The sequence below is a fragment of the Komagataeibacter rhaeticus genome (genome assembly GCF_003207855.1).
Classification (GTDB): Bacteria; Pseudomonadota; Alphaproteobacteria; order Acetobacterales; family Acetobacteraceae; genus Komagataeibacter; species Komagataeibacter rhaeticus.
On the sequence record NZ_NKTZ01000001.1, the window covers coordinates 286,200 to 304,468 of the forward strand.

The following is an 18,269-nucleotide window of genomic DNA, read 5'->3' on the forward strand; positions in this document are numbered from 1 at the left end:
TTCACAAGCGTGCCCGCGCCATGATGAAAGAGAAATAAAGGCTATGGACAGCGCCACTTCCCTTCCCTTCACCCTTTCCCCCAATGCGTCGCCGGTTCCGGCGCAGCAGCGGGCGCAGATTCTGGCCAGCCCCGGTTTCGGGCGTGTCTTTACAGATAACATGGTCGTTATCCGCTATCAGGAAGGCAGGGGGTGGCATGATGCCCGGGTACAGCCCTTCGCGCCGCTTACGCTCAACCCCGCCTGCGCCGTGCTGCACTACGCGCAGGAAATTTTCGAGGGGATGAAAGCCTACCGCACGGCGGAAGGCGGCATCACCCTGTTCCGCCCCTATGCCAATGCGGCGCGCTTCCGCAAGTCGGCCGAACGCCTGGCCATGCCGGAAGTGCCCGATGAAGTGTTTGTCGAGGCGGTGCGCCAGCTGGTGCGCGTGGATCATGAATGGGTGCCGGGCAAGCCGGATGAAAGCCTGTACATCCGCCCCTTCATGATCGCGAGCGAGACCTTCCTGGGTGTGAAGCCCGCGTCGGAATACCTGTTCATGGTCATTGCCTCCCCCGTGGGGGCCTATTTTGGTGAAGAGGCGGTGAGCGTGTGGGTATCCGATTTCTGCCGCGCCGCCCCCGGTGGCACGGGGGAGGCCAAGTGCGGTGGCAACTATGCCGCAAGCCTGCTGGCCCAGCAGGAAGCCAAGGGCCATGGCTGCGCGCAGGTGCTGTTCCTTGATGCGGTCGAGCGCCGCTGGATTGAGGAAATGGGCGGCATGAACGTGTTTTTCGTGTTTGATGACGGCTCCATCGCCACCCCGCCGCTGACCGGCACCATCCTGCGTGGCATCACCCGCGATTCGCTGCTGACCCTGGCCCGTGCGGAGGGCCTGAGCGTGCGCGAGGCGCCCTACGCCATCGACCAGCTATATGCCGATGCCGCGTCCGGCCGCCTGCGCGAAGTATTCGCCTGTGGCACGGCGGCGGTGGTCTCGCCCATCGGGCGCTTCCGTGGCCCCAAGGGCGATGCGGTCATTGGTGAGGGCAGGGGCATCGGCCCCGTGACCGGGAAGCTGCGCAGCGCGCTGATTGCCATCCAGCGCGGCACGGCACCCGATCCCCATGGCTGGGTGGAAAAAGTCATCTGATCGTATGGTCAGGGCCGGGATGAAGAACACCCTGACCCTGACCACGCCTGGCAAATCATAAGAAGGTTTCTGGTGAAGCTTTTTTTCAAAAAGCTTCGGAAAGATGCCGCCTTTTTGAAAAAAGGCAGCCTCCGGAAGCTTTTGTCTTTTTTATCAAAGGGAAAGAACGGGTCCGATGGCTGAGAAGGCTCTGGATGTAACGGGACAGTGGGACGGGCAGTTCAGCTATCCCCATGCGTTGCCGCCGGAGTTTTTCTCCGCATCGCTGTTCGAGACAGCAGACGGTCTTGGTGGCACCGTGACGGAGCGCGCGGCCAATGGGCAGGGGGAGACGTGCTTTGTCTCAACCATCCGGGGCGTGCGCCATGGGACCAGCGTGCGGTTTACCAAAACCTACGAAGGTGGCGGCCGACAGCACGCCGTGCTGTATACTGGCGCGCTGAACGCTGATGGCAGCGAGATCGAGGGGGAATGGCGTATCGCCGGTTCCTGGTCGGGCCGGTTCCTCATGCTCCGCCGCGGCGGTGGGGGTGGTGCAACCATGCGGCAGGCAGAAGAAGCCCTGACCGACTGAGCCTGTTACCCGCACCCGACCGGCCAGCATGTGGTGGTGCCTGCGGGGGCGGCAAGTCATGGACAGGTTTTTGGTGAAGCTTTTTTCAAAAAGCTTCGGAAGAACGCCGCCTTTTTGGGAAAAAGGCGGCGCCCGGCAATTTTTGTTATTTTTGAAAATACCCTCCTATTCCGCCGGTGTCACGGCCTCTTCCACCGGCACATAGATCCGGTTGCCGTTGCTGCGGAACTCTTCCTTCTTCTGCTCAAGCCCGGCCAGCCGCTGCGCATCGGCCTTCAGGTCATGGCTTATGCGCATGGAGCAGAATTTGGGGCCGCACATGGAACAGAAATGCGCGTTCTTGTGCGCTTCACGCGGCAGGGTCTCGTCGTGGTACGAACATGCCGTGTCCGGGTCGAGGGACAGCTTGAACTGGTCATTCCAGCGGAAGTCGAAGCGCGCGCGGCTGATCGCGTCATCGCGGATGCGCGCCGCCGGGTGCCCCTTGGCCAGATCGGCGGCATGGGCGGCAATGCGGTAGGTCACGACCCCCACCTTCACGTCATTACGGTCGGGCAGGCCGAGATGTTCCTTCGGCGTGACGTAACACAGCATGGCGGTGCCGAACCAGCCGATCATGGCCGCCCCGATGCCTGATGTGATGTGGTCGTAACCCGGTGCGATATCGGTCGTGAGCGGGCCAAGCGTGTAGAAGGGGGCTTCGCCGCATTCACGCAGCTGCTTTTCCACATTGACCTTGATCTTGTGCATGGGCACGTGGCCCGGCCCCTCGATCATGACCTGGCAGCCTTTGGCCCATGCGATCTTTGTCAGTTCGCCCAGCGTTTCCAGTTCCGCGAACTGGGCTGCGTCATTCGCATCGGCAATGGAGCCGGGACGCAGCCCGTCACCCAGCGAGAACGAGACATCATAGCGGCGCATGATGTCGCATATTTCCTCGAAATGTTCATACAGGAAGCTCTCGCGGTGGTGGTGCAGGCACCATCCCGCCATGATCGACCCGCCGCGCGAGACGATGCCGGTCACGCGGTTGACCGTAAGCGGCACATGCCGCAGCCGCACGCCGGCGTGGATGGTGAAGTAGTCCACCCCCTGTTCCGCCTGTTCGACCAGCGTGTCACGGAAGATCTCCCATGTCAGGTCCTCGGGCACGCCGCCCACCTTTTCCAGCGCCTGGTACAGTGGCACCGTGCCGATGGGCACCGGCGCGTTGCGCAGGATCCAGTCGCGGATGTTGTGGATGTTGCGCCCGGTGGACAGGTCCATCACCGTATCGGCCCCCCAGCGGATGGCCCAGACCATTTTTTCCACTTCCTCCGCGACCGAGGACGTAACGGCGGAATTGCCGATATTGGCGTTGACCTTCACCAGGAAGTTGCGCCCGATCACCATCGGTTCCAGTTCCGGGTGGTTGATGTTGGCGGGCAGGATGGCGCGGCCGGCGGCAATTTCGGAGCGCACGAATTCGGGGGTGACGAATTCGGGTATGTCCGCCCCGAAATCCTCGCCATCGGCACGGCGGGCGGCAGCCCCCTCGACCATCGTGGCGCGGCCCAGGTTCTCGCGGTGGGCGGCGTAGATCATTTCCTCGGTAATGATGCCGGCGCGGGCAAATTCATACTGCGTGACCCGCTGGCCGGGGCGGCCTTCATGCACCGTATGGGGGGCGGGGCAGGACGGGATCAGGTGCTCGCCCTTGGCAAAGCCGTTATCCTCGGGGCGGACGGCGCGCGGGGTGATGGCGGGCAGGTCGCGCGCCGCGATCCATGGCGCGCGGATGGGGGGCAGCCCGTGGCGCACGTCAATGCGGGCGGCGGGGTCGGTATAGGGGCCGGATGTGTCGTACACCCGCACCGGGGGTTCGTTGGCGCCGGGTTCCAGCGCGATTTCACGGAAAGGCACGCGGATATGCGCGTGCCCCTCGGGTGAGGACCAGACCTTGGTGGACCCCATGATGGGTCCGGTGGTGACATGGTCGGGAGATGAAGGCGAAGCAACGGTGGACATGGCAATGCTCCTCGCGTTCTCTCCGACAGGGGGGTGTGGGGGAGAAAACCGGGCGCCACGCGGCTTGCGTGTTTACCTGCGGGCGCTATGCCGCAGCCTTGTGCCGATTGTCTGCACCAGTCCCTCCGCCGGTATGAGCCGGATCAGGTTCCCCGGAACGCACGATGCGCCCGGCAGGGTCTCCGCGCGCATGGTGGTCCATGCCAGCGGTCTCTCAGCCCCTTGTCGGGACTCCCCTTGGTCGCTTCAGGATCGGGAAACACGCGGCCCTTGTCAACGTACCTGTGGGGGCAACAGGGGTGGCGGTGAAAAAGAATCCGTGTGCTGACTTGCGTGCCAGCGGGTTGTGATAGACTGGTGTCCACCATCACCAACGGTACGAAAGCGGGACAGTATGGCAGGCAGCGTGATTTCCGACCGGATTGCACAGGGCAGCGGGCGCATGGTGGCGGATACCGTCATCCGCGACGTGCGCCTGTTCGATCTGGTGACGGGCGAACTGCTGCCAACCGACATCGCGCTGTGTGGCGATACCATTGTCGGCACGCTGGACCGCTACGAGGGGACGCGCGTGATCGAGGGGCGCGGGCGCATTGCCGTGCCCGGCTTCATTGACACGCACCTGCATGTCGAATCCTCGCTCATCACGCCTTTCGAGTTCGATCGCTGCGTCCTGCCGCACGGCGTGACCACCGCCATATGCGACCCGCACGAGATGGCCAATGTGCTGGGCCGCCCGGCGCTGGACTATTTTACCGAAGCCGCCCTGCGCACGGTCATGGACCTGCGCGTCAACCTGTCCAGCTGCGTGCCCTCCACCCATCTGGAAACATCGGGGGCCGCGCTGGGGGCGGCGGACCTGCTGGCCTATCGGGGTCACCCCAAGGTCATTGGCCTGGCCGAGTTCATGAACATCCCCGGCGTGCTGAACAATGACCCGGTCTGCATGGAAAAGCTGGAAGCCTTTGCCGGCGGCCATATCGATGGCCATGCCCCGCTGCTGCGCGGGCGAAAGCTCAATGGCTACCTGAGTGCGGGCATCACCACCGACCATGAGGCCACCACGGCGGAGGAAGCGCTGGAAAAGGTGCGCAAGGGCATGACGGTGCTGATCCGCGAAGGCTCGGTGTGCAAGGACCTGCGGGCCCTTGTGCCGCTGCTCAACCCGGTTACGTCGCCGTTCTTCGCCTTCTGCACCGATGACCGCAACCCGCTGGAAATCGCGCATGAGGGGCATCTGGACTACCTGATCCGCCTGGCCATCTCGCTGGGGGTGGAACCGCTGGCCGCCTATCGCAGCGCCTCGCTCAGTGCCGCCAACGCCTTTGGCCTGCGTGACCGGGGCCTGATCGCGCCGGGAAGGCGGGCGGATATCGTGCTGCTGGATGACCTGCGGGAATGCCGGGTGTCGGACGTGATTAGCGCGGGCAGGCTGGTGGATGACGCGCTGTTTGCCGCCCGTGACATCATTCCCCCCGTGGGCACGGGCAGCATCAGCCTGCCCGGCCCCGTCAGTGCGGCGGACATGCAGGTGGCGGGTTCCGGCACGCGGCGTCCCGTGATCGGCCTGCTGCCCGGACAGATCATCACGCCCTTCCTGCATGCCGACCTGCCGGTGGTGGACGGTATTGTCCAGCCCGACCCGGCGCAGGATATCGCGCGCATCTGCGTGGTGGCGCGGCATGGGCATAACGACAATATCGGGCGTGGCTTCGTTAAGGGGTTCGGCCTGTCCGGCGGGGCGCTGGCATCCTCGGTCGGGCATGACAGCCACAATATCTGCGTGGTCGGCATGGATGATGCGGACATGGCGCTGGCGGTCAACCATCTGGAAAAGACGGGGGGCGGTTTTGTGGTGGTGCGGGGCGGACAGGTCATGGCCGACATGCCGCTGCCGGTGGCAGGACTTATGAGCGATGCCCCGTTCGAGACCGTGCGTGACCAGCTTGTGGTGCTGCGCGCCGCCGCCCGCGCGCTGGGCTGCGGGCTGGATGAGCCGTTCCTCCAGCTTGCCTTCCTGCCGCTGCCGGTCATCCCGCATCTCAAGATCACGGATTTCGGCATGGTGGATGTCAACCGGATGACGCTGGTCTGATACTGGTGGCACACGGAACCCGCCCATGACCACGGCCGCCGATCCCGCCCCGCCGCCCGCGCGCGCGACTGTTGCCACGTTGCGCGCCTACCGGGCGGACTGGGTGCATTTTACCCGCTGGTGCGCGGCGCAGGCCGTGGCCCCCATTCCCGCAACGCCGGAGGTGGTTGCAGCCTACCTGCGCAGCCTGGCGGAATTCGCCCCCGCCACCATCCGCCGCCGCCTGGCCGCGATTGGCAGGATGCACCGCTTCAACAACATGGCATGGGATGTGACCGATACCCGCATCCGTGCGGCCCTGGCCCACATGCTCGACCTGCCCCGCGTGTCGGCACCTGCCCCTGAAGTGGTGACGCCGGGCATGCTGCGCGCCATGGTGGAACGGTGCGAGGATGGCGTCCGTGGCCTGCGGGACCGCTGCCTGCTGCTGTTCGGCTTTGCCGGTGCCCTGCGCCGTTCGGAACTGGTTGGCCTGCAAGTGGAGGACGCCGTGCCCGGCCGCACGGCGCTGGTGCTGAATATCCGCGAGGGCGATGGCCACCAGCCTGTCAGCCTGCCCCTGTCGGCCGAAGGGCTGCCGTGCCCCGCCGCCGCCCTGGCTGCATGGCAGCAGGTCGCGCACCGCCAGACCGGGCCGCTCTTCCGCGCCATTTCCAAGGGCGGGCGCGTGGGCGGCCGGGCGCTTACGCCCTATGCCGTGACCCGCATCCTGCAACGCCGCGCACTGATGGCCGAAGTGGCCCCCGATGTGGTGGCCCGCCTGAGCGCGCACGCCCTGCGCTCGGGCTACATCATGGAAGCGCTGCGGCAGGGCATGGAAATCACGGCGCTGTGCCGGCATACCCGCTATCGTGACCCCCGCGCCCTGCGGCCGTACGAATGCCAGCTTGCCAATGACTGAAAACCTGCGCCTGCCCTGGGCTGAACTGCCTCCCCCCGCCACGCGGGACGGGGAAGTGCCGGCCGGTGCCCTCCGCCGGCCACCGGCCCGGCGCGGGCGGCGGCCGCTTTCGGCATGGCCCAAGCCGGCCGGCCCGGTGCCATGGCAGTGGTGGCACCTGCTGGTACACGGACCGGATGCGGCCATGGATGCCTTCGGGGCGGAAGCGGCTGGCCCCGGTCTCATCCCATGGCCCTTCGATGCCGAACGGGTGGAGGAGGACATGTTCGCACTCGCCATCGGCCGGAATGGTCCCGCGCGCGGGCGGGCCGGACTGTCGGTTGAAGGCTGTCGCATCCTGGCGCGCCAGTTCCGTGCCGCGGCCGAAGCGCGCCATGCCCGGCTGACCCTGCTGCCCGCCGGTGCCTGCCCGCTGGACTTCCATCGCCTTGTGCCGGTGCCCGATGCCATCCTGGCCCTGGGCGCCACCCATCCCGATGCCCGCGCGTGGCTGCAGCGCCACTGGGGCATTGCTGAGGCCCCCCGACAGGTGACGTACCTGCCCGGGCGCAAGGCGGGCCGCAGGCTGGCCCGTGGGCACCGGGCAATGGTCTTCGGTTTCTTTACCCGTGGGGGCAACCCCATGCCCGTGGTGCGTCGGGCGGAGGAACATTACCCCCGGCTTGTCTTCGGCCTGACGGAACGCCCGCTGACATGACGGACCAGTTCATGCTGTTTGCCGGTGGCGTGGTGCCCGATGGGGAGCCGGTTGTCAGGCTCGCGCTCTATCAGGGCAGCCTGTCGCACCTGCTGGAACTGGCCCATGCGCGTGAAATCGACTTGGCCCGGCTGGATATCGTAACCCTGATCGACCAGTTGGCCGAAGCCGTGCGGGCATGCACCACCCTGCCGCTGGGGCAGAAGGCGCAGTGGGCGGTCATGGCATCAGGGCTGCTGCTGCTGCGCTCGCGCCTCATGCTGCCCGAAGATGATCCCCGCCAGCAGCAGGCCACGCAGGAAGCCGCCGACCTGCGCACGCGCCTGCTGGCCGCCGAGGGCGCGTCAGCCCTTGCGGGCTGGCTTGCCGCGCGCGCCCAGCTGGGGCGCGACGTGCATGGCTTTGGCGGCGCACGGCCGCCCGAAAGCGACGAATCGGACCAGTGGGAAGTGGACCGGATCGAGTTCCTGTGGGGCTGCCTTGCGGTGTTTGATGGCAACTGGGGGGCCATGCCGACCGAGACCCCGTTCTATGCGCCGGTGCAGCTGGATCTGTTTTCCGTGGAGGATGCGCGCATGCGGGTGCGCACCTGCCTGGCACAGGCGCGCCATACGCCGGTGCCGCTGGACTGGATGCTGCCCGAGTGCATGCGCGAAGGCGAGGGGAGCAGCCTGTCGGCAGGGCAGCGCCGTTCGGCATGGAGCAGTACGTTCGCCGCCTGCCTGGAAATGGTCAAGCAGGGGGAGGCCGTGGCCTACCAGCCCGAAGCGCGGATGCTGCCCCGCTTCAGCGGGGTGGAGGCCGCCGGGGGGCAGGAGCCCGAATCTGTTTTTACCAAGAAATAACGTGAAAGCCGCCTATCGTTTCGAAATGCGTTCTTTCCGTTCCGGCATCCATGTTGCAATAACAATATTGCGCGCAAACAGGGCTTTCGAAGGGCCGGGATCGATTTTTTCCTTATTTTTTTAACAGTTTGCTTGACTGGGATTTTTTTTTGATCAAGCTGGCATTAACGGTTTTTCACGACCCCGCCCGACACGGGAAGGGTCAGTTTCATTGGTCCGGTCGGCCCGTCAGTTCATGATCTGGCGGGCGGGTCATTCAGACAGACTATTTCAGACAAGATCAGGGTTGATTTCGAGTTGGTAATAATGTTTATGGATAAATCGTGATGAATGAGTGGTTTGGCCAGTTGGGGCAGGGTGCATGCGGTGTCCGTGCATTGGCATATGCACTGTCCGGGGCTGCGGCCATCACGCTTTTCCGTTCCGCCGGGAAAGGGGATGGCCATGTTTCACGGCTGAACCGGGGAGAACAAGGCGGATCGCATCAGTCGTTTCGTAGAAATCTGGTCATACTCCCGTAGTAGATTTGGTGAAATCAGAACATCCAGAATAAATTTTCCAATAATTCCTTCCTAAAACTATGCCGTTCTGAGTGAGGTATGGGTATGACGTATGCGGAACAGAGTGATAATACACTACAAAAGGTAATTGTTTTCGCCCTTGTCCTGGCATTTGAAGGACTGCTGGTTGTAGCGCTCCTGTACGGGCTTGGCTCCGCGCCTGATGCCCCGAAGGAACCGCCCAAGCCGCCGGTTGAAGTGCACATGATCAAGGAGCCGCCACCGCCGCCACCGCCGCCGCCGCCGCCACCACCGCCGCCGGAGATTACGCAGCCGCCGCCGCCGTACATTCCGCCGCCGAAGATCCAGGTGCCGACACCGCCGCCGCCGATGAAGGTGACGCACACGAAGCCGCCGAAGGCGATGCCGCCCGCCCGGGCGACCCCGCCGTCCGATGCGCCCGTGTCCAACGCGCCGCCCGTGCCCGACCACATGGCCGGAACGTCGCCGCTGAACCATGTGGTGCCGGAATACCCGGAAGAAATGTCGGAAGAAGGCCGTGAAGGCGTTGTGTCCGTCGCCTGTGACGTGGAACCCAGCGGCGTCACCAGCAACTGCCAGGTGGTGAGTGTAAAGGGTGGCCAGGCATTTGCCGATGCCGCGCTGAAGGCGGTCCGTCGCTCACGCTATGCACCGGCGGTCAAGAATGGCGTTCCCGTAAAGGAATTCCATCATCTCTATACGATCACGTTCAGTCTGAATGACTGAGCCTGAGTATCAAGGTCAGGCACGGCGGGGGCCGGCAGCACCCCGCCGCCTCGGAAAAAACATCCTGCTCCAGAGGATTTTGGTTAAATGATCAGACTGCATCGTAAACACACTCTTGTTGCCTCGGCTGCTTTCGCTGCCATGCTGTGCGCGGCTTCCCCGCTCGCTGCGCTTGCACAGGATGCCGCCCCGGCCGCTAGCGATGCGGCCACGGCGCCTGCGGTTTCCGCGCCCCCGACCGATGGCAATGGCGCCCCGGCCACTCCGGCACCGGGTGCCGATGCCCCGGCCGTGCAGGCTCCCGCCGCCACCGATGCCGCACCGGCAGCCCCGGCCGAAGCGCCGCCCGCTCCTGCCCCTGCTCCCGCTCCCGCAGCGGATGCGGCTCCCCCGGCCGATGCCCCCAAGGCCCCCGAGGGCAACCCCTACGGTCTGGGCGCGCTGTGGGCCAATGGTGACTTCATTGCCCGTGGCGTCCTGCTGATCATGGTCTTCATGTCGCTTGGCACCTGGTACATCATGATCACTAAGTTCTTCGAGCAGGCCCGCGTCATGGCCGCCGCCAAGCAGGTGATGACCGATTTCTGGACCAAGGGTTCCATCAAGGAAGGTGCCGCGGCCCTGCCCGCGAACTCCCCCTTCCGCTATATTGCCGATACCGGCGTGAAGGCGGCGGAACACCACGAAGGCACGATGCAGGAATCCATCGACCTGCACTCCTGGACCACCATGTCCATCCAGCGTTCGGTTGACGTGATCCAGACCAAGCTGCAGGGCGGCCTGGCCTTCCTCGGCACCGTGGGTTCCACCTCTCCGTTCGTGGGTCTGTTCGGCACGGTGTGGGGTATCTATCATGCGCTGACGGCCATCGGCATTGCAGGCCAGGCCTCGATCGACAAGGTTGCCGGCCCGGTCGGTGAATCGCTGATCATGACCGCCATCGGCCTGGGCACCGCGGTGCCGGCGGTGCTGGGCTACAACCTGCTGGTCCGCCGCAACAAGGGCGCCATTGACAAGGTGCGCAACTTCGCGGCTGACGTGCAGTCGATCCTTATGGGTGGTTATCGTCATGGTGCCGAGATCGTGGTGCACCCCGACAACTCCCCGACCACAACGACTATCGACAACCGGGTGGGCTGATCATGGGTATGCAAGTTGGAGGTGGCGGCGATGAAGACGAGGTGGTGTCGGCCATCAACACCACACCGCTTGTCGACGTCATGCTGGTGCTGCTGATCATCTTCCTGATCACCATCCCCGTCGCGACACACACCATCAAGGTCAACCTTCCGATGGATGCCAACCAGCCGACCCGCACGATGATGAACAACATCGTCATCGCGGTGACGCCAACCGGGCAGGCCTACTGGAACGAGACACCCCTGACCAGCTATGCCGACCTGGAATCCCACCTGGAGCATGTGGCTGCGGAAAATCCGCAGCCCCAGATCCAGATCCGTGGTGACCAGATGGCGAAATACGAGGGGGTGGGCAAGGTGATCGCGGCCTGTCAGCAGGCGGGTATCGTCCACATTGATTTCATTACCGAGCAGCCGCACGGCTGATATCCATTCCCGGCCGGGGCACATGCCCCGGCCATTCCTGGGAGAGTAGACACCATGGGCATGAATGTCGGCTCAGACAGCACCACAGAGGACGAAGGTATTGTCGATATCAATACCACGCCCCTGATTGACGTCATGCTGGTGCTGTTGATCATGCTGATCATCACCATTCCGCTCCAGACGCATTCGGTTTCCATCGATCTGCCGCAGGGCAATCCGCCGCCGTCCACCGCGCCAGACCCGGTTGTGGACACGGTGGCGATCGATTTTGACAATACCATCACCTGGAATGGTGAGCCTGTCCCCGATGAGGCAGCCCTGCAGGAACGCTTCAAGGATGCGGCAGCGCAGCCCGTCCAGCCGGAAATGCATATCCACCCCGACCGTCTGGCCAGCTACAAGGTCGTGGCCAGGGTGCTGGCGGACGCGCAGCGTCTGGGCGTAAGCAAGCTGGGTATCATGGGTAGCGATCAGTTCATGGACGCGCAGTAAGGTAACACGGCGACGTGGCCCTGATTGTGCTTATGGACAGCGTTTCAGAACGGCTCTTCCTGTGGGAAGGGCCGTTTTTTCATGCCTGTCGTGCCATATGCTGACAGTCCATTCTCATGGGGCGGTCTGGCATGGTGGCGGGCGGGGATGTGCCGGATTGCGGGGAAATACCCGGTCATCATCAGGAAGTTTCCGGTGAAGTTTTGTTCAGGATGCTTCAGGGCGGGAGACTCGTTTGTGACCGGGCCGTCGTGTTCCGGACATCCACATGCATGGCACGCGCTCCCTTTTTCCAAAAAGTGGGGTTCCCTGCATGGCCACCGCCCCGCAAGGTGGGCATGGGCCTGCCTGCATGGAGGAATGGCGCGTGACAGCAGAGATAACACCCCATCCGGTGGATGAAATGCTGCCAGCCGGCATGCTGTTTGCCTTCGGGCTGCAACATGCCCTGGTCATGTATGCCGGCACCGTGGCCGTGCCACTGGTCTTTGCCGCCGCGATGCACATGTCCGCGGCACAGACGATATTACTGATCAACTGCGGGCTGATGACATCGGGCGTCGTCACCATCGTGCAGAGTGTGGGGGTGTGGAAATTCGGCTCGCGCCTGCCCATCGTGCAGGGGTCTTCGTTTGCCATGCTGGCATCCTTACTGCTGATCGGGCAGGTCTATGGCCTGCGTTCGGTTTTCGGCGCGGTCATGGGGGCGGGGCTGGCCATGGTGGTACTGGCGCCGGTCATGGCGCGGCTCATGCGCTTTTTCCCGCCGGTGGTGATTGGCTGCCTGATCACCACCATCGGGCTTACGCTCATGCCGGTCGCGGGGCGCTGGGTGGGGGGCGGCACGCCGGGGGCACCCGGTTTTGGCAGTGTCGCCAACCTGCTGCTGGCATTCGTCACCATTCTCATGACCGTTGCGGTGCAGGCGTGGGGCCGGGGGTTCATGGTCAATATCAGCGTTCTGGTGGGGCTTGTGGCGGGTAGTATCGTGGCCGCGCTATGCGGCATGGGCCATTACGGGATGGTGGCGCAGGCCCCATGGTTTGCCGTGAGCATGCCCTTTGTCTTCGGCATGCCGGAATTTCATGTCATGCCGGTCGTTATCGTGCTGCTGAGCATGATCATCATTGTGGCCGAAACCACCGGCAACTGCCTGGCCATTGGCCGGGTGGTGGATGTGCCCGTGACCGATGCCACCATAGCGGGCGCCCTGCGCGCCGATGGACTGTCCACCCTGCTGGGCGGTGCGTTCAACAGTTTTCCCTATAATGCCTTTACCCAGAATACCGGGCTGATCGCCATGACCGATATCCGCAGCCGTTTTGTCGTGGCGGGGGCGGGCGTGATCATGATCGGGCTGGGTCTGTTCCCCAAGCTGGGCGCGCTGATCGCGGCCCTGCCGCCGCCGGTGCTGGGCGGGTGCGGCGTGGTCATGTTCGGCATGACCACGGTAGGCGGCATACGTGAACTGCTGCATGTACGCTTCGAGGGCACGCGCAATGCCCTGATCGCGGCTGTATCCATGGGGCTGGGCGTGCTGCCCATGGCATGCCCGGACCTGTTCGTGCATCTGGGCGGGCTGTGGCGGCTGCTACTGGGTAACGGGGTGCTGCTGTGTATCCTGTCGGGGGTGCTGCTCAACCTGCTGGTAGGCAGCCGCGCACCGGATGCGGCGGATGCCGTGGACCCCATGCCACCATCGTCTGGTCCTGATAACGTCTTGATAAAAAGATAAAAGTTTTTGGGGGCCGCCTTTTTTCACAAAGGCGGTGGTCTCGTAAGATTTTTGAAAAAAGCTTCACCAGGAACGTTCCGGCTTCAGGTGGCGTGCGTGCGCGCGGTCGGGCGCGGACCCAGCAGCCGGGCCGCGCTGCACAGCATGCCGATAAAGGCGACAATGGCGCCAAAGCCCAGGCAGCTCCGTTCCGCGTCATGCGTGATCAGGCCAAAGGCCATGGCCACGAACATGGCCCCCGTGGCCTGTCCGCACTGCCGCGCGATCTGCACCATGCCCGACGCGCTGCCCGAACGCCCGGGGGGGGCGGTCACCATCATGATGCGGTTGTTGGGCGGCTGGAACACCCCGAACCCCATCCCCCCCAGGGCGATGCGCCAGGCGATGTCGAACCAGGCGGGAGCGGCGGGCAGCAGATACAGCGCCAGGAACCCAAGGGATGTCATGCCCAGCCCGACCGAGGACAGGATGGCCGCCGGTACCCGGTCTGACAGCCTGCTGATGAGCGGGGCCACCGCCATGATGCCGACCGGCCACGGTGTCATGAGCAGGCCGACGATGGAAGGCGGGTAGTGGAACATGGACTGGAGCGTGAAGGGGAACGAGATCATGAACAGGTTCGAGGCCACGAACGCCACGAACCCCACCAGCGTGCCGTTGCGGAAGGCCCGGATACGCAGCATGTCGATGGGAAACATGGGGTGCGTCTGCCCATGCTGGCGGCGCACCAGCAGCCAGCCCGCGGCCAGGCCGGTGATGGCCAGCGCGGTCACCTGCACTGCCCCGGCATGGTGGGCGATCGAATCCCCCGCCATGATCAGCGCACCGAAGGCCAGCACGTTGAGCAGCGCGCTGGCGCCATCAAACGAGCCGGGGCTGACCGGTGTGCGCGGCAGGGAAACCAGCGCCAGCACAAGCGCGGTCGCCCCCAGCGGGATGTTGATCAGGAACAGCCAGGGCCAGCTGGCGAAGGACAGGATGATGGAGGCCACGGTCGGCCCGCCCCCCACGCCCAGCGCCACCATCACGCCGTTAAGCGCGATTCCCCGCCCCAGTATGGCATGCGGGTAGATGAAGCGGATCAGCGCGATGCTGACGCTCATGATGCATGCGCCGCCCACGCCCTGCACCGCGCGCGCCAGTGCCAGTGCCAGCAGGCTGTGCGACAGCGCGCAGAACAGGGAGGCCACGGTCAGCAGCGCCAGCCCGATCTGGCACAGCCGCGCAAACCCGATGCGCGTGCCAAGGGCGGCCATGGGCAGCAGCGAAACCACGCTGGCCAGCTGGTAGGCATTGACGATCCAGACCGCGGATGCGGGCGAGACATGCAGGTCCCCCGCTATGGTGGGCAGGGCGACATTGGCAATGGCGTAATCCAGCAGCGCCAGCAGCACCGACAGCGCCACGGCGGTCACCGCGCGTACGCGCGCGGCGCCATGCAGGCCTTCGCCTTCTGTCAGGACGGGTTTGGATGGGGGGGGCATGGGCAGGGGCTTTTCGGGCGGGGGAACGTCATGTTTCGGAGAAACAATGATAACCGGCGCGGGATGGATACGGCAACCTGCCCCGCCGCCGGCAGGCCCGGTCCCCCCCCCCGCGTGGTCAGCCCGCGGCGTCCAGCGCGCGCTGGCCGATGTCGTGGCGGTAGACGCCATCGGGCCAGTCGATTTTCCCTATGGCGGCATAGGCCCTGTCACGGGCCTGGGCCAGTGTGTCGGCCGTGGCGCATACGGCCAGCACGCGCCCGCCCGCCGCCACAAGCGCGCCGGCGGCATCCAGCTTCGTGCCCGCCTGGAACACGCGTACGCCCGGCACGGCCTCGGCCTCCGCAATGTTGCGGATGACCCCGCCAGTGACCGGCGTGCCGGGATAGCCGCGTGCCGCCATCACCACGCTTATGGCGGACTGGCTGGAAAAGCGGATGTCGGTGCGGGCCAGGTCTCCCTTCGCCACGGCGGCCAGCGCGGCCAGCAGGTCGCTTTCCAGCCGGATCAGCAGGGCCTGCGCCTCCGGGTCACCCAGGCGGACATTGTATTCGATCAGCTGCGGGCCGGACGGGGTCAGCATGAGGCCCGCGAAGATGATGCCGGTAAACGGCGTGCCCCGCCGCGCCATTTCACGCAGCATGGGACGTACCAGCAGGTCAAGGGCGGCTTCCTGCGCCGCGCGGTCAAAGCCCGTGGGGGGCGAGACCGCGCCCATGCCGCCGGTGTTGGGGCCGGTATCGCCGTCACCAATGCGCTTGTGGTCCTGTGCCGCGCCGATCAGCACGGCGGTCTCGCCCGCGCAGAAGGCGAAGAGCGAGACCTCATCGCCGACAAGGCAGTCCTCGATCACCACGCTGTGGCCTGCCTGGCCCAGCGTGCCCCCCGTCATCATGTCGGTAATGGCCTGTTCGGCCTCGGCAACACTCTGGGCCACCACCACGCCCTTGCCCGCCGCCAGCCCGTCCGCCTTGACCACAACCGGCGCGCCATGGCGGCGTACGTAGTCCAGCGCGGGGGCGGCCGCGTCAAAGCGGGCCCAGCGTGCGGTGGGAATGCCCGCCGCGTCACACACTTCCTTGGTGAAGGTCTTGCTGCCTTCCAGCGCCGCCGCCGCCCGGGCGGGCCCCGCGCAGGCAATGCCGGCAGCCTTGCAGGCATCGGCAATGCCCGCCACCAGCGGGGCCTCGGGGCCGGGGACGACCAGATCGATGCGCTCGCGCCGTGCCAGCGCGATCAGGCCCGCCACGTCATCAGCCTTTACCGCGCAGTTGGTGCCCAGGGCGGCGGTGCCGGGATTGCCCGGCGCAATGAACAGGGCATCGAGCAGGGGAGAGCGCGCAATGGCAGCGGCCATGGCATGTTCCCGTCCGCCCGATCCAACCAGCAGCACCCGCATCACTCTGTTTCTCCCGTTTTTCATATCTGCCCTTTCGGGGTGGCCGTCTCTATCATACCTTGGGCGGATGGATGAACAGTTTCCCGACTCCGGCCGCGTCATGGGCGGCAATACGCCCGAATTCTCGGTAGCCGAGATTTCAGGCGCGATCCGCCGCACGCTGGAGGGCACGTTCGGCCGCATCCGCGTGCGCGGCGAGATTACGGAGTTCAAGCGCTACCCTTCCGGGCATCTCTATTTCTCGCTCAAGGACGAGGGGGGCAAGCTGTCCTCCGTCGTGTGGCGCGGGACGGTGTCGCGGCTGGGGCTGAAGCCGGAAAACGGGGTGGAGGTCATCGCCACGGGCAAGATTTCGGCCTATGGCGAGCGCTCGTCCTACCAGATGGTGATCGACCGGCTGGAATATGCGGGCGAGGGCGCGCTGCTGGCCCGCATCGAACGCCTGCGGCTGCGCCTGGCGGAGGAAGGGCTGTTCGATTCGGCACGCAAGCGCCCGCTGCCCTTCCTGCCGCGCGTGATCGGGGTGGTCACATCGGCGCAGGGGGCGGTGCTGCATGATATCCGCACCACCATCGCCCGCCGCTTCCCCCATCCCGTTCTGGTCTGGCCCGTGCCGGTGCAGGGGGACGGGGCCGCCGAACGGATTGCGCAGGCCATTGCCGGATTCGACAGGATTGAAGGGAGTCCGGCGCTGCCCCGCCCCGATGTGCTGATCGTGGCGCGCGGGGGTGGCTCACTGGAAGACCTGATGGCCTTCAATGACGAGGGCGTGCTGCGTGCCGTGGCCGCGTGCCGCATTCCGGTCATTTCCGCCGTGGGGCACGAGACGGATACCACGCTGGTCGATTTCGTATCCGACTGCCGTGCCCCCACGCCCACCGCCGCCGCCGAAATGGCGGTGCCGGTGCGCGCGGAACTGGAGGCGGCCCTGGCCCAGCGCGACGCGCGGCTGCGTGGCGGCCTCGGGCGCTGCCTGCAACTGGCGCGCGCGCGTCTGGACCGGGCGGCGGCGGGACTGCCTGACCTGCCCGGTGTGGTGGAAAACGCGCGCAGGCGGCTCGATGACCTTGGCTACCGGCTGGACCTGGCACTGCCCGCGCGCGTGCACGCCATGCGGGGGCGGTTGCAGAATGCGTCCGACCGGTTGCCGGCACCCCACATGCTCCTTGCGCTGCGCCGGGCGGATCTGGCCCGCGTTGGCACCGCCAGCCAGCAGGCGATGGGTGCCCTGCTGCGGCGACGGGAGGCGATACTGGCCGGTCTGCGTGTGCCGCCTGCGGTCCTGGTGTCGCAATTGCGCGCCAGCACCAGCCGCCTGGCGGGTACCGGCGGCAGGCTGGACGCGCTTTCTCCCCGGGCGGTGCTGGAGCGGGGCTACGTACTGGTGACCGACAGCGCGGGCAGGCCGCTTGCGCACGCGGCACAGGCCCGCGGGGCGCCGGAAGTGGTCATGACCTTTGCCGATGGCAAGGTGGCCGCCCGGCCGCTCGGGGAGGCATCACGCGCGCAGGGGCTTCTGGATCTGTAATGCACATACCGGCAGGATACATGACAATACGCTTACGACTCTGCACCATCGGCGCGGCCGTGCTGCTGGCTGGCTGCGCGGCGCAGCCCGCGCGCCAGAGGCCGGACTCCGTCATCGCGGCACAGGCCACGACACCCGGCCGCATCCCGCCGCAGGATTTCGCCCCCGGCATGACGGGGGAGGAAACGGCGCCATCGGGCGTCGTGCTGACGAACGACCCCTCCGCTCCGGCCGATACGCCCCTGTGCGGCCATGCCGCGCGTGAGGCCAATGCCCTTGGCGCCACCGTCCACCCGGACATGACGCCTGCCGCCAGTCCCTGCGCCGCCAATGCCTGCCTAGACCCGCAGACCGGCACCTATATTGCCGATGACGGCAGCCGCAGGGTCTGCCGCTAGCGCATCCGGTCTCCGCCGTCCTGCATGGGTCATATGCCGGATGTGGGCAGGAACGCCCCATATTCCGATTGACTTGCCGCGCGGCGATGGTGGACCTTTGGCCCATCATGAACCTTCCCCCACCACCCGGCCCGGCAGGTGACCCG

Annotated in this window: 16 protein-coding genes; 13 read left to right on the forward strand and 3 right to left on the reverse strand. The window is 65.6% G+C overall.

What is annotated here, in order from left to right; translation table 11 throughout:
• Positions 1 to 43: 43 nt before the first annotated feature.
• Together CFR78_RS01315 and CFR78_RS01320 are read left to right on the forward strand one after the other, a co-directional pair.
• Positions 44 to 1,135 (forward strand): branched-chain amino acid aminotransferase, encoded by a 1,092-nt coding sequence (locus tag CFR78_RS01315; RefSeq protein ID WP_007397003.1) that lies wholly within the window; start codon positions 44 to 46, stop codon positions 1,133 to 1,135.
• A gap of 175 nt (positions 1,136 to 1,310) precedes the next feature.
• On the forward strand, positions 1,311 to 1,709 hold the full coding sequence (locus CFR78_RS01320; protein WP_034926965.1) for a hypothetical protein: 399 nt from the start codon (positions 1,311 to 1,313) through the stop codon (positions 1,707 to 1,709).
• Positions 1,710 to 1,874: 165 nt separating this feature from the next.
• On the opposite strand, the gene thiC is transcribed toward CFR78_RS01320, so the two are convergent.
• On the reverse strand, positions 1,875 to 3,716 hold the full coding sequence (gene thiC / locus CFR78_RS01325; protein ID WP_034926968.1) for a phosphomethylpyrimidine synthase ThiC: 1,842 nt from the start codon (positions 3,714 to 3,716) through the stop codon (positions 1,875 to 1,877).
• A gap of 394 nt (positions 3,717 to 4,110) precedes the next feature.
• On the opposite strand from thiC, the gene ade reads away from it, so the two are divergent.
• From ade to CFR78_RS01370, 9 genes are all read left to right on the forward strand, one after another.
• Positions 4,111 to 5,811, forward strand: coding sequence for an adenine deaminase (ade, locus tag CFR78_RS01330; RefSeq protein ID WP_034926970.1), 1,701 nt, complete (start codon positions 4,111 to 4,113; stop codon positions 5,809 to 5,811).
• 25 nt (positions 5,812 to 5,836) lie between these two features.
• Positions 5,837 to 6,712, forward strand: coding sequence for a site-specific integrase (locus CFR78_RS01335; protein ID WP_034926973.1), 876 nt, complete (start codon positions 5,837 to 5,839; stop codon positions 6,710 to 6,712).
• Positions 6,705 to 7,409 carry a hypothetical protein gene (locus tag CFR78_RS01340; RefSeq protein WP_034926976.1) on the forward strand — a complete coding sequence of 235 codons (705 nt, stop codon included), beginning with the start codon at positions 6,705 to 6,707 and terminating at the stop codon, positions 7,407 to 7,409. The genes CFR78_RS01335 and CFR78_RS01340 overlap by 8 nt, the downstream gene beginning before the upstream one ends.
• A complete protein-coding gene (locus CFR78_RS01345; protein ID WP_034926978.1) occupies positions 7,406 to 8,254 on the forward strand; it encodes an aromatic-ring-hydroxylating dioxygenase in 849 nt (282 codons plus the stop codon). The genes CFR78_RS01340 and CFR78_RS01345 overlap by 4 nt, the downstream gene beginning before the upstream one ends.
• Before the next feature lie 599 nt (positions 8,255 to 8,853).
• Complete coding sequence (locus tag CFR78_RS01350) at positions 8,854 to 9,522, forward strand: energy transducer TonB (protein WP_034926981.1); 669 nt, start codon at positions 8,854 to 8,856, stop codon at positions 9,520 to 9,522.
• Positions 9,523 to 9,609: 87 nt separating this feature from the next.
• Positions 9,610 to 10,662 carry a MotA/TolQ/ExbB proton channel family protein gene (locus tag CFR78_RS01355; RefSeq protein WP_007396991.1) on the forward strand — a complete coding sequence of 351 codons (1,053 nt, stop codon included), beginning with the start codon at positions 9,610 to 9,612 and terminating at the stop codon, positions 10,660 to 10,662.
• A gap of 2 nt (positions 10,663 to 10,664) precedes the next feature.
• Positions 10,665 to 11,087, forward strand: coding sequence for an ExbD/TolR family protein (locus tag CFR78_RS01360; RefSeq protein WP_034926984.1), 423 nt, complete (start codon positions 10,665 to 10,667; stop codon positions 11,085 to 11,087).
• A gap of 54 nt (positions 11,088 to 11,141) precedes the next feature.
• Positions 11,142 to 11,579 carry an ExbD/TolR family protein gene (locus CFR78_RS01365; protein WP_034926987.1) on the forward strand — a complete coding sequence of 146 codons (438 nt, stop codon included), beginning with the start codon at positions 11,142 to 11,144 and terminating at the stop codon, positions 11,577 to 11,579.
• Positions 11,580 to 11,946: 367 nt separating this feature from the next.
• Positions 11,947 to 13,314, forward strand: a complete 1,368-nt coding sequence (locus CFR78_RS01370; protein WP_258365821.1) for a uracil-xanthine permease family protein — start codon at positions 11,947 to 11,949, stop codon at positions 13,312 to 13,314.
• An 83-nt stretch (positions 13,315 to 13,397) separates the two neighbouring features.
• Here the strand turns inward: CFR78_RS01370 and CFR78_RS01380 are convergent, their stop codons facing one another.
• Complete coding sequence (locus CFR78_RS01380; protein WP_007396985.1) at positions 13,398 to 14,798, reverse strand: MFS transporter; 1,401 nt, start codon at positions 14,796 to 14,798, stop codon at positions 13,398 to 13,400.
• Positions 14,799 to 14,916: 118 nt separating this feature from the next.
• On the reverse strand, positions 14,917 to 16,197 hold the full coding sequence (gene purD, locus CFR78_RS01385) for a phosphoribosylamine--glycine ligase (RefSeq protein ID WP_034926990.1): 1,281 nt from the start codon (positions 16,195 to 16,197) through the stop codon (positions 14,917 to 14,919).
• A gap of 67 nt (positions 16,198 to 16,264) precedes the next feature.
• On the opposite strand from purD, the gene xseA reads away from it, so the two are divergent.
• Positions 16,265 to 17,725 (forward strand): exodeoxyribonuclease VII large subunit, encoded by a 1,461-nt coding sequence (gene xseA, locus CFR78_RS01390; RefSeq protein ID WP_034926993.1) that lies wholly within the window; start codon positions 16,265 to 16,267, stop codon positions 17,723 to 17,725.
• A 20-nt stretch (positions 17,726 to 17,745) separates the two neighbouring features.
• Positions 17,746 to 18,123: a hypothetical protein gene (locus CFR78_RS01395; RefSeq protein ID WP_240471312.1), complete on the forward strand. Its 378-nt coding sequence runs from the start codon at positions 17,746 to 17,748 to the stop codon at positions 18,121 to 18,123.
• Positions 18,124 to 18,269: the final 146 nt, after the last annotated feature.

Excerpts from the sequence above, each read along its gene's own strand:
- CFR78_RS01355 (WP_007396991.1), top strand. The coding sequence starts at position 9,610 with ATGATCAGACTGCATCGTAAACACACTCTTGTTGCCTCGGCTGCTTTC.
- xseA (WP_034926993.1), top strand. The coding sequence starts at position 16,265 with ATGGATGAACAGTTTCCCGACTCCGGCCGCGTCATGGGCGGCAATACG.
- CFR78_RS01320 (WP_034926965.1), top strand. The coding sequence starts at position 1,311 with ATGGCTGAGAAGGCTCTGGATGTAACGGGACAGTGGGACGGGCAGTTC.
- CFR78_RS01315 (WP_007397003.1), top strand. The coding sequence starts at position 44 with ATGGACAGCGCCACTTCCCTTCCCTTCACCCTTTCCCCCAATGCGTCG.
- CFR78_RS01380 (WP_007396985.1), bottom strand. The coding sequence starts at position 14,798 with ATGCCCCCCCCATCCAAACCCGTCCTGACAGAAGGCGAAGGCCTGCAT.
- CFR78_RS01395 (WP_240471312.1), top strand. The coding sequence starts at position 17,746 with ATGACAATACGCTTACGACTCTGCACCATCGGCGCGGCCGTGCTGCTG.
- CFR78_RS01335 (WP_034926973.1), top strand. The coding sequence starts at position 5,837 with ATGACCACGGCCGCCGATCCCGCCCCGCCGCCCGCGCGCGCGACTGTT.
- CFR78_RS01345 (WP_034926978.1), top strand. The coding sequence starts at position 7,406 with ATGACGGACCAGTTCATGCTGTTTGCCGGTGGCGTGGTGCCCGATGGG.
- CFR78_RS01340 (WP_034926976.1), top strand. The coding sequence starts at position 6,705 with ATGACTGAAAACCTGCGCCTGCCCTGGGCTGAACTGCCTCCCCCCGCC.
- CFR78_RS01360 (WP_034926984.1), top strand. The coding sequence starts at position 10,665 with ATGGGTATGCAAGTTGGAGGTGGCGGCGATGAAGACGAGGTGGTGTCG.
- ade (WP_034926970.1), top strand. The coding sequence starts at position 4,111 with ATGGCAGGCAGCGTGATTTCCGACCGGATTGCACAGGGCAGCGGGCGC.
- CFR78_RS01365 (WP_034926987.1), top strand. The coding sequence starts at position 11,142 with ATGGGCATGAATGTCGGCTCAGACAGCACCACAGAGGACGAAGGTATT.
- CFR78_RS01350 (WP_034926981.1), top strand. The coding sequence starts at position 8,854 with ATGGGTATGACGTATGCGGAACAGAGTGATAATACACTACAAAAGGTA.
- purD (WP_034926990.1), bottom strand. The coding sequence starts at position 16,197 with ATGCGGGTGCTGCTGGTTGGATCGGGCGGACGGGAACATGCCATGGCC.
- thiC (WP_034926968.1), bottom strand. The coding sequence starts at position 3,716 with ATGTCCACCGTTGCTTCGCCTTCATCTCCCGACCATGTCACCACCGGA.